The sequence below is a fragment of the Bradyrhizobium sp. genome (assembly GCF_017881085.1).
Taxonomy (GTDB): Bacteria; Pseudomonadota; Alphaproteobacteria; order Rhizobiales; family Xanthobacteraceae; genus Bradyrhizobium.
Map to the genome: position 1 here is coordinate 1 of NZ_JADGRI010000190.1, position 10,419 is coordinate 10,419.

A 10,419-nucleotide genomic window follows, 5' to 3' on the forward strand; every position below is an offset into this window, starting at 1 on the left:
GGAGCGCGATTGCCGGGACCCTGAATCCCCATACGCCGAAGAAAACCATCGCTTCCACGCAGATTCTCGATTGGATCGCCGGCAAGCACTGAAAGAATCTTGCGGCGCCCGGTATATGCCCGCTTGCGTGCATTGCGCGCCCGGAAGGGACACCCGACCGACCAGACCGAGCTTCCGTCCCGTCAGATCGACATCCGCCGGGGTAGGGCGTCAAACGCGCTCGAACCGCGCGGTGCATCGCGCGGGGTCGCTCTTGCGAGCGGGCAGCGGCGATGGGATTGCTGAACTGGTTTGGCTGCGAGCCGGCCGCTCTCGGAGCGGCTCCCGGAATTGCGATGGCGTGCGGCTTCCCGATTGGCGCATCCTGCTCGTCGATCCGAGCCACCGCGCTCATCTGCCTGTCACCATAGCGCGGTAAAGGAAGTTGTATCGATGGTTCAATTAGTCTTGAATGGCCGCGCTATTCGAGCGATGTTGTTGATCGAGATCAAATCTTTTGCGCCGAAAATCGCTTACTTGTTTTTGCGTTCGTTCCCATCAACGGAGATGCAAGATGAATGTTAAAGTCCTGGGAGCTGTTGTCGCAGCGTTGGCAGTTGGCGGGGTGCTGACGATCGCCGCCCCTAAACCTGCGGCGGCATTGCCGGCCTACGCCGCGGCAACCGGAAAAGCCTGCGGTGCGTGTCATGCGAACCCGGCCGGCGGCGGTCCTCGCACCGCATTTGGTGAAGCATTTGCAGCAAACGGCCACAAGCTGCCGGGTAAAAAACCCAAATAGTTCAAGGCTAGGTTTCCCAGACAAAAGGGATTTGCAAACTATTTTGATATTGTGAGTCCCTTCTTGTGCTTGCGATAAAATTTACAGGCTCCGATAGCGGAATCGGAATCGGCTCGTTGCACTAAACTAGGTGAGCCGCAGGATGGGGATAGGATGCAAGGATCAATCGACGCAACTTCTCTGAACGGGTGCCGAGCACGATTCCGGGTTTTTCTCCGACAGATGAGTGCTTGCCTTCGTTGCCCGTCCCTGGCCGCCGCGGGAGTCATTGCCGGCGTGTTTCTCGCTGGAGCCTGTTTCGAGGGCGCGTCCGCTCAACCGAGAATCAATGCCGACGACGGTCCGGAGCTGCGAACCCTGTATGCGAACTCGCAAGATGTCGCGGAAGGCAAGCGCATCGTGGAATCTTCCTGTGCCGGCTGTCATGGCGCGAATGGCGTCAGTGAAAGTCCCGGCGTGCCACATCTTGCCGGTCAGCGCCCAGCCTACCTGTATCTCGAGCTGAAGGCCTACCAGGCTGGCGTCCGCGGCGAGAGCGCAATGAATAACGTGGTCAGGCCATTAAATGACGATGCGCTGTTCAAAGCGGCCGCTTACTTTGCCAGCCTAGACCCTCCGCAAACCAGTGCAGCAAATAGCGCAAACGCTACCGCACCTGATCCAGTTCAAGCCGGCAAGACCGCAGCGGCGGGCTGCGTGGGATGCCATGGGGACGGCGGAATCAGCAAGACCCCCGGCATGCCAAGCCTTGTCGGATTGGATCCGAAATATCTTGTTGCCGCGATGAAGGCGTACAAGAGCGGGCAACGCAAGAACGACATGATGAAGTCGATGCTCGCAAGCGTTACCGATGCGAGCATGAATAACATCGCGCTCTACTTTGGGCTGCAAAAGCCGGCGCGGGCCCAGACCCCTGCTGCCGGCGACAAGGCTGCCGGCGAGACGGCGGCAGCCGCCTGTGCGGGATGCCACGGGTCGGATGGTGTGAGCGGAAATCCGGCGACTCCGAGCCTTGCCGGACAGGATGCATCGTATATCGCGAGCGCGCTGCAGGGCTACAAGCAGGGAGCCCGCAGCGACGAAACCATGAAAGGTTTGGCGGCGTCGCTCGACGACAGCGCAGTCAAGAATGTTGCAGCCTTCTACGCTGGTCAGGAGCCGAAGCAGCCGAACGTACGCAAGCCGCAGACCGCCGAGGAATGGGCGGAGAGGTGCGATCGTTGTCACGGCATTAACGGCAACAGTGCGGATCCACGGTTGCCCGCTTTGGCTGCGCAACGCTTGGATTATCTGGAAAAGGTTTTGCAGGCCTATCGGACAGGCGCGCGCAAGAGCCCTCAGATGGCGGCAATGTCCGATGTGCTGACGGATCAGGATATCACCAACATTGCGGCCTACTACACGCGGCAGAAGGCGCGCGGGGTGGTATTTGTGATACTTCAGTCCAAATCGGGTACCAAATGAGCAGGAACATACGTCTTGGCACCGCGGCGATGGCAACACCTTTCAAAAGGAGCAGACAATGAAACGAATGCTGTTGAACATAGGAATTGCCGCTTTACTCGGGATTGGCGGCGCCCATGCCGCTGGTGACGCTGCGGCTGGCAAGGCCAAGTCCGCTGCCTGCGCCGGGTGCCATGGCCCAAACGGTGAAGGGATCGCGCCCAATCCTGCATTGGCGGGCAAAAGCGAAGAGGTGCTTGTCCAAGCCCTGAAGGACTACAAATCGGGCAAGCGCGACAACGCCGTCATGAAGGGAATGGTAGGCGCTCTCACCGATGGGGACATGACAAATTTGGCGGCTTACTACGCATCGCTCAAAGCAAAGTGATATCGCGCCAGCATGTTCGCTTTAGCAAACGATTGGGCGCGCTTCTTAACGCTGCGGCGACCATCGTCCTCTGATTTACGGCCCGCAAGAATTAAAGGAATAGCTCATGGCTGAGCAGCCACCGCTCCACAGGCTTTATCGTCACTATTCGGAGCTGCCGTATAGCCAGCGCGTCTTGTATACGATGACGCTGCTGGTACTCGGGTTGGGTTACATGTTTGCCCTGATCTACGTCTTTCACACATACGCTGGACGGGGCACCGGCAACAAGATGATGCTCTCGTATGAGGATCTTGTCGTCGCATACAGCGGCAGCGGGCATGGCTCGCGTCTCGAATCGGCATTGCAAGGACCAATGTCGAACATGCTGCCGTCCGACGAAACCAAAGCCATCATCGCTTGGGTGCAACAAGGTTCCGATCACGCGAGCTACGACAAGAGCGTCAAGCCGATTCTGGACAAGCGGTGTATGGGTTGCCACGACGGCAGTAACCCGCATCTGCCAAATTTGAGCAGCTATGACAATATCAAGAAGGTGACGGAGCAGGATACTGGAACGGATGTCTTCACGCTGGTTCGCGTGTCTCATATTCATCTGTTCGGCCTGACCTTCATCTTCTTCATCATGGGCCTGATGTTTACCCATGCCTATGTGCGGCCCGTCTGGCTCAAGTGTATGATCGTCGCGCTTCCCTATTGCGCCATCGTAATGGATGTCAGCTCGTGGTACTTCACCAAGCTGTTTCACCCATTCGCCTGGGTCGTATTGTTCGCCGGCGCGTTGATGGGCGGATGCTTCGCCTTCATGTGGCTGGTCACCATGTACCAGCTTTGGTTCTCGCCGCCGCCTGCAATGGTTGCCGAGAGAGTAGGCGGCGATACTGCCATCATTGGCTGAGTGACGTCGGCAAAGCAGCGTAACGGTGCTTATAACCATGCTCGGGCAAGTGCGAAGATAGAGCGCTTGCCCGAGGTTCTGCACTAACAGCACAGGTATGGCCTATCTGTCGGCGATATTCGCGGCGCTTCTATTTGCCCGCTCGACCGGCCTCAGGCCCGCACGATCGGCTGCCGCAGCGGCCGGCCGGGTGCGCGCGATCCTCCGGCGCCATCGCTCGCGAAAGTATTTTTCCGATTGAAGAAGTTGAAAAGTCTTTATTGTTACCGGAAAACCGGTGATTTGATTTGAGTCAATTACTCGAATCCGCATTTCGCTAATTTAATTTCGAGGAACCGATTCCCGCGCCCTCCCGACAGAAGGGGGACTTCAATGAAGAACCCACCGCGCATCCGATGCCGTGAACTTGCCCGACGATATTCCGGCAGGGCGGCGATTTCGATCACACACATCTCGATGTCGACCGGATAGCCCCAAGAAACGGGAACGCCATGCCGCGACATATTTTCAGGCTGATCCTGGTAATCTTGGTCTGCGTCGTGGTGGGATATGGTGCGAAGAGATTTTTCACCGTCAATTCGTTCTACGAATACGGTCATTACAGGGGTGACTCGGTAGCAGACATCGCCTCGGACAAACCGAAATTCAAAGGGGTGGGGTATTGCGCGTCATGCCATGCGAAGCAAACCGCGGAATGGTCCAATGGCGTGCACAACAGCTCGGACATCGGGAAGATTGTTAAATGCGAGGTGTGTCACGGTGCCGGCGGCGAGCGCGACGTTCTCGGCCCGTTCGAAGCGTCGGCTACCGGCGCGGATCACCCGAACAATCTCAAGATGGTCGTCCCGACCGACACCAGAAAGCTTTGCACGTTTTGTCATGAACGGATGACGGGGAGGCCTCTTCAGCAGCGTCAAATCGTGGTCGCCGACCACGCCGGCACGCAGCAGTGCATTGTTTGTCATAACCCGCATTCGCCGAAGCTAAATCTGACGCCGGTAGCAGAGGCAGCGGCCCAGGCGGGTGATCCCATCGTCGGTAAAGCCAAGGCTGCTGCCTGTGCGGGCTGTCACGGCGCAGAGGGCGTCAGCAGAAATCTCCCCGGCCCGAGCCTCGCCGGACAGAATGCGGCATATTTCGCCGAAGCCCTCAAGGCATACGGTACGGGCGGCCGTAACAATCCGATGATGAGCCCGGCGGCACAGGGGATGAACGCTGAAGATACCGGCCATCTCGCGGCCTATTTCTCGGGACTGAAATGCGAAGCCGCGCCGGCGTCGGATGCGCAGGCCGTATCGGCGGGCAAAGCGATCGCATCGAAGTGCACCGCCTGTCACGGCGCCGACGGACGCGCCGGCAACGGAGCGTGGCCGAACCTTGCCGGGCAGTCTAAGGATTATCTGGTCAACGCCATTAAAGCCTACAAGGGCGGCGCCCGTAACAACGGCATGATGGCTGGAATCGTGAAGGACTTGAACGACTCGGATGCCGAAAGCGTGGCGACCTATTACGCCAGCGCGGCATGTAAATAGGACTTGGCCGAACGGACAGTTGCCCAGGAGCATACGCAAATGGAAGACAAGGAAAAGCTCGAAGGCCAGCAGACGGGGCGGCGAGAATTTCTGAGCTGTCTCGGAAGTGCTCTTGCATGCAGCGCGGCAGCAGCGGCGGCAGGTGCTATAACGACAGGAACTGTCGCGACGACTGCTGCGGAGGCGGCGGTAACCGAAGTTCCGCCCAACCCGGCAATCCCGGGATATGATTGGACCCAGCACCAATGGGCATTCGGCGTCGATGCCACCAAATGCATCGGCTGCCTGCGCTGCGTCGAGGCATGCAAGAAGGAAAATAATGTTCCCCAGGACGCGCATCACTTCCGCACCTGGGTCGAGCGATACGTGACCTTGGAGGGCGAAGAGACCGCTCGTGTCGACAGTCAGGCCGATCCGGTGAATATTGCGGCCTCCGGCTCTGAAAGCGAATATCGTTTCGCCGATCGCTACAGGGACGCAAAAGTGGAACTGGCGTTCTTCGTGCCCAAGCTGTGCAACCACTGCACCCATCCGGCTTGCGTTCAGGTATGCCCGACCGGTGCGACCTATAAGACCGAGGATGGGGTTGTTGTCATCGACCACACCTATTGCATCGGTTGTCAGTATTGCGTGCAGGCTTGCCCTTATGGCGCACGCTATTTCAATGAGGAAACGGGCGTCACCGACAAGTGCACGTGGTGTTACCACCGCATTACCAAGGGACTGCAGCCTGCCTGCGTTGAAGTTTGCCCGGTCGGTGCGCGCATCTTCGGCGATCGCAATGACAAGCAAAGCGCAATCAGCCAGTTCATTCAAAATAATCGCGTTTCCGTGCTGAAACCAGAAACCGGCAATGCGCCGAATGTCTTCTATATCGGCATCGACAAGGACGTGAGCTGATGGAAACCTTAGTGCACTCCGCTCCATTCACCGGCTACGTTTATCCCAACGAGACGATGATCCCGTGGACCATACTCATCGTGGTCTATCCCTACCTGACCGGATTGGTCGCCGGCGCCTTCACCATCTCGAGCCTGTATCAGGTATTCGGCTTCCAGCAATTGAGGCCGGTGGCGCATTTCGCGCTGCTGGTCTCCTTGTGCTGCATGGTTGTTGTGCCAATACCGCTGTTGCTGCACCTCGGTCACCCGGAGCGGGCATTCAACGCCATGATCACGCCGCATACGACATCGGCGTTCGCCATCTTTGCTTACGCGGCTGCCTTCTATGTCATTCTGCTGATTTTGGAGACCTGGTTCGTGTTCCGGCCGCAAATCGTGCAAACAGCCAAGACCACGAAAGGGCCGCTGGGATGGGTCTATCGCGTGGCGACGCTCGGGTCGGACGACCTCTCCGAGAAGGCCTTAAGTTACGATAAAAAATGGCTATTCGCGTTAGCGATCATCGGCATTCCCGGAGCTCACGGCTTGCACGGCTACGTGGGTTTTGTATTCGGTTCGCTCAAGTCCCGCGAATGGTGGTCCTCCGATCTCATGCCGGTCATCTTTCTGTTTTCCGCGATCATCTCCGGTACGGCCCTGGTGATCGTGCTCTATGTCGTGTCGTGTAGGCTGCGCAAGGTTCCGGTCGACCTGGCGTGCCTGAAAGTCATGGCCTATTCGCTGTGGGGTTTCATGATGTTTACCCTGCTGCTGGAAGGGCTGGAATTTGCCAGCATGGTCTATCGCGGCCGGGAAGGGATCGACGTGATCATGTCGTTCGTCAAAGGCCCGCTCCTTGTTCCGTTCTTCATCCTTCAATTCGGGATTGGGTCGGTGCTGCCGCTCGCGGTAATTACCTTCTTCATTTGGCGCGGCACGAGCGGACCGACGCTGGTCGTAGCCATCACCACGAGCGCATGCCTGGTCCTGCTCGCGGTGCTGATGATGCGCTATAATGTGGTGATCGGCGGGCAGGAAATTGCGAAGACGGGCAAGGGGTTGCTTGCATATCGGCCGCCGATTTTCGCCAGGGAAGGTTTATTCGTCGCGGGCTGCGTGCTGGTCCTGCCATTCGTCTTGCTGTCGATATTGGTTCGCTTTCTGCCGCCGTGGCACGAAGCCGAATCAGCTTTGGCGAAGGGGATGCCGTCGGTTATTGCCCACTAACGGCCGAGCGTCCGACCGGAATAGATTTCCTCAGAAAAGGACGCTGTTCGGCCGCGGCTCAAGGCTGGCGCAACTTGTATCGATTGCCAAAAGGGTATCGCGCACCACCTTCCCAAAGAGCCGGAAGCTGCCGACGAAACCGAAAAGAAGTAGGTGCATTTCGGCTTTCGTGTCGAAATGTTCGAAGTGTGACTTTTTAGCAATATCTGAAGGCGGCATCGAAGCTCACACATTAGTGAACGATAAAGCTACCGACAGTTGAACGCGGGGGCGTTTTTGATGAGCAGGTTTGGCGGTTCTGGAAACTACTTCGACAGGGGAGCGCAATATGCGAGGGCATGTTATGCGCAGCCTCTGGCCAAGCTCCTCTCGCTTCTGAAGTCGGCCTTGGTGGGTGGCGCGGTGCTCGGGCTCATTCAGCCTGCCTTCGCGGTCGGGGTGATCACCTCCGACCAGCCCATCTTCCCGACGTCGGGCCAGGGCGTCTATGCCGCGCTGCTCGATCTTGACGGAGCCAAGCCCGCGACGGCTCCGCGCGGCGATGACGCGTTCTCCGCGCTCGCCGGCTTCGCCCAAACGGTCGCGGCGGACTTGAAGGCACCGGGACCGGCGACGTCCGGACAGAAGGCAACGGCGTCCTCGCAGGACGAAGCGGTCTTTGTCGAGCTTGCCGAATTCGCCCAGCGCGTGGGCGCCAAGCGGTCGGTCCCCTCGCCCGAACCCCGCCTGAAGCTCGCTGAGGCGGACAACGCCATCGATGCGCTGCAGGACTTCCTCCGCGGCAACGGAACGCCGGCGCCTGTAGCGCCGCAAGCGCCGGTGGCGGCGCCCGCCAGGGGCAAGCCTGCCGGTCCGCCGGTTGAAGCGCATTTCGTCGGCGAGAGGGTCTGCGCGACCTGTCACGCCGGCCATCAGGAATCGTTCTCCAAGACGCTGATGGGACGCATCGGCAAGACCCAGCCCGGCAAGTTCGCGTGCGAAAACTGCCACGGAGCGGGTTCGCAGCATGTGAAACTGGGCGGCGGCCGCGGTGTCGGCGGTATCATTTCGTTCCGCGCCGACGACCTGTCGCGCAGCGTTCAGGACAACAACGCGATTTGTCTCGCCTGCCACGAAAAGGGCGACCGCACCTACTGGTCAGGCAGCGTCCACGAAGTCCGCAACGTGGCCTGCACCAATTGCCACACCATCATGCGCAGCGTGTCGCAGAAATTCCAGCTCAAGACCGTGTACGAGCCCGAGACCTGCTTCCAGTGCCACAAGGACAAGCGGGCACAGATGGCGCGCTCGTCGCATATGCCGCTGCGCGAAGGCAAGATGGTCTGCTCCGATTGCCACAATCCGCATGGCACGGCGAATGAAAGTCTGCTGAAGACGGCGACGATCAACGAGACTTGCTACAAGTGTCACGCCGAGAAGCGCGGACCGTTCCTGTTCGAACACACGCCGGTCCGCGAGAATTGTCTCAACTGCCATGAAGCTCACGGCTCGATCAACGAGTTCATGCTGAAGGTTTCCCGGCCCCGGCTGTGCGCCGAGTGTCACGGATTTGGTCACGCGCTGACCAGCGGTCCGAACTCCTATCAGATCATGGGGCGTGCCTGTAACAACTGTCACACGCAGGTTCACGGCACCAACAGCCCGTCGGGAGCGCTCCTCCACCGGTAAGACTCTCACGTCGTGACGAATGAACTAGACGATCACTAACTGCCCTGGGGGGCTAAAATGAAATCGCGAACTGGCGTCCTTCTCTCTTGTGCAACTGGGGCCCTTCTGCTCGGCATGGCGCCAGTCATGCCCAGCGCGCTGGCGGCCGACGCGGACCTTCTCGTCAAGGCTCCGGTCGTGGTCGACACTCCCTGGTGGACGCATGGTTTCATTGAACTCGGCGGGCGAGGTTTCCTCAACGATCCCGCCTATGGTGGCCACATCTACCAGGGCCAGGGCAGCCTTGCGAAATATTACGAGTACAGCACCGTGAAGCCGGGGCCGTTCGGTGACTTCAATGTTGCCGCCGGCAGCAAGAATGGCCTCTACGAAATCGACGCCTGGGGCAAGAACGTCGGTTACAGCGATCAGCGTTACGAAGCCTATCTGTCGAAGGCCGGCGAGCAGTATTTCAACTTCATGTGGGACCAGACGCCCCACGTCTACAGCACCAGCGGCAGCACGCTGTTCAATACCAACGGAAACGCGCTGACGCTGGCCAATCCGGGTATAGGCGCCCAGCTTTCTGCTGCGGGAGGCACGGCGGGTTTCCCCACGATCCCCAGCGCTGCAACCGCCGCCAGCACCGCCAAAACCAACGCGATCAGCACCATCATCAATCAGAATGTTCACCCGACCGATGTCGGCATCCGGCGCGATACGGCTGCCGTGGACTATCGCTACACGCCGACCGACAACTGGGACATCCGGGCCAACTACTCCAACATGCGCAGGACCGGCAGCCAGGTCGACAGCGTGCTTTTCACGGACACAAACAACGGGTCTCGTGTCGATGTCGCCAAGCCGATCGCCGATACGACGCAGAACTTCGGCGTGAACGGCGAGTACTCGGGCACGTCGGCCTGGGGGAAGAAGTTCAATGCGATGGTCGGGTATAATGGCTCGGTCTATCAGGACGATTTCAATAACTATACCGTGCAGAATCCATTTTGTGTCGGCCTTACCTGTGCCGGCAATGGAAACGCAACCTCGCCTCTTGCGATGATGTCGACGCCGCCGAACAATCAGATGAACGGAGTCTCCGGCACGCTCGGCGCGGATTTGCCGTTCCGGAGCCGGTATATGGGAACGGTTTCCTACAGCGGGATGCGGCAGAACGATGCGTTCCTGCCATTTGCAGGTAGCGGCATTCCTGGTTTGGCGATGAACGGCGGGCTGCCGGCGGCGTCGCTTGCGACCATTCCGGCGTTGGTCCGCACCCAGGGCGGGACCGGCGTGACGAGCCTGGACGGGAAAATCAATACGCTGTTGGTCAACAACGTCGTCACCACCCAGGTCACCTCCGATCTGAAGACGAAGGTGAGCTATCGTTATCTCGATTACAGCAACCAGACACCCGAGCTGCATCTCTCCGACTGGGTCATCGCCGATGCCGCTTCGACCATCACGGCGGGTCACGCAGTTTATGCACCGGTGAATTCCCTGTCTCTCGGCTACATCAAGCAAAATGGCGGCGCCGAGGCGACCTGGAGGCCGGTCAATTCGGTGAATATCGGCGGCGCCTATGGCTATGAGCACTATGACTTCACGCGCGCCGACGCCAG

Annotated in this window: 10 protein-coding genes; all 10 read left to right on the top strand. The window is 59.1% G+C overall.

Annotated features, from left to right (window positions below; genetic code table 11):
• The first annotated feature begins 553 nt into the window (after nucleotides 1-553).
• Entirely contained in the window at nucleotides 554-778 is a 225-nt protein-coding gene (locus QZ213_RS17760; RefSeq protein ID WP_291687400.1) for a hypothetical protein, read from the top strand.
• A gap of 276 nt (nucleotides 779-1,054) precedes the next feature.
• Nucleotides 1,055-2,242 carry a c-type cytochrome gene (locus QZ213_RS17765; protein WP_291687401.1) on the top strand — a complete coding sequence of 396 codons (1,188 nt, stop codon included), beginning with the start codon at nucleotides 1,055-1,057 and terminating at the stop codon, nucleotides 2,240-2,242.
• 58 nt (nucleotides 2,243-2,300) lie between these two features.
• Complete coding sequence (locus tag QZ213_RS17770) at nucleotides 2,301-2,609, top strand: c-type cytochrome (RefSeq protein WP_291687402.1); 309 nt, start codon at nucleotides 2,301-2,303, stop codon at nucleotides 2,607-2,609.
• Between the two features lie 106 nt (nucleotides 2,610-2,715).
• A complete protein-coding gene (locus QZ213_RS17775; protein ID WP_291687403.1) occupies nucleotides 2,716-3,507 on the top strand; it encodes a hypothetical protein in 792 nt (263 codons plus the stop codon).
• A gap of 491 nt (nucleotides 3,508-3,998) precedes the next feature.
• Nucleotides 3,999-5,039, top strand: coding sequence for a c-type cytochrome (locus tag QZ213_RS17780; RefSeq protein ID WP_291687404.1), 1,041 nt, complete (start codon nucleotides 3,999-4,001; stop codon nucleotides 5,037-5,039).
• Nucleotides 5,040-5,078: 39 nt separating this feature from the next.
• The gene (locus QZ213_RS17785) at nucleotides 5,079-5,939 is read left to right on the top strand and encodes a 4Fe-4S dicluster domain-containing protein (protein ID WP_291687405.1); all 861 of its coding nucleotides are present in this window, start codon (nucleotides 5,079-5,081) and stop codon (nucleotides 5,937-5,939) included.
• A 56-nt stretch (nucleotides 5,940-5,995) separates the two neighbouring features.
• Nucleotides 5,996-7,147, top strand: a complete 1,152-nt coding sequence (gene nrfD / locus QZ213_RS17790; protein WP_291687408.1) for an NrfD/PsrC family molybdoenzyme membrane anchor subunit — start codon at nucleotides 5,996-5,998, stop codon at nucleotides 7,145-7,147.
• Nucleotides 7,148-7,171: 24 nt separating this feature from the next.
• Entirely contained in the window at nucleotides 7,172-7,300 is a 129-nt protein-coding gene (locus QZ213_RS27200) for a NapC/NirT family cytochrome c (protein ID WP_365885070.1), read from the top strand.
• Nucleotides 7,301-7,426: 126 nt separating this feature from the next.
• On the top strand, nucleotides 7,427-8,815 hold the full coding sequence (locus QZ213_RS17795) for a DmsE family decaheme c-type cytochrome (protein ID WP_291687406.1): 1,389 nt from the start codon (nucleotides 7,427-7,429) through the stop codon (nucleotides 8,813-8,815).
• Nucleotides 8,816-8,941: 126 nt separating this feature from the next.
• Nucleotides 8,942-10,419, top strand: a 1,478-nt coding sequence (locus QZ213_RS17800; RefSeq protein WP_291687407.1) for an MtrB/PioB family outer membrane beta-barrel protein, incomplete at its 3' end; no start/stop codon positions are given.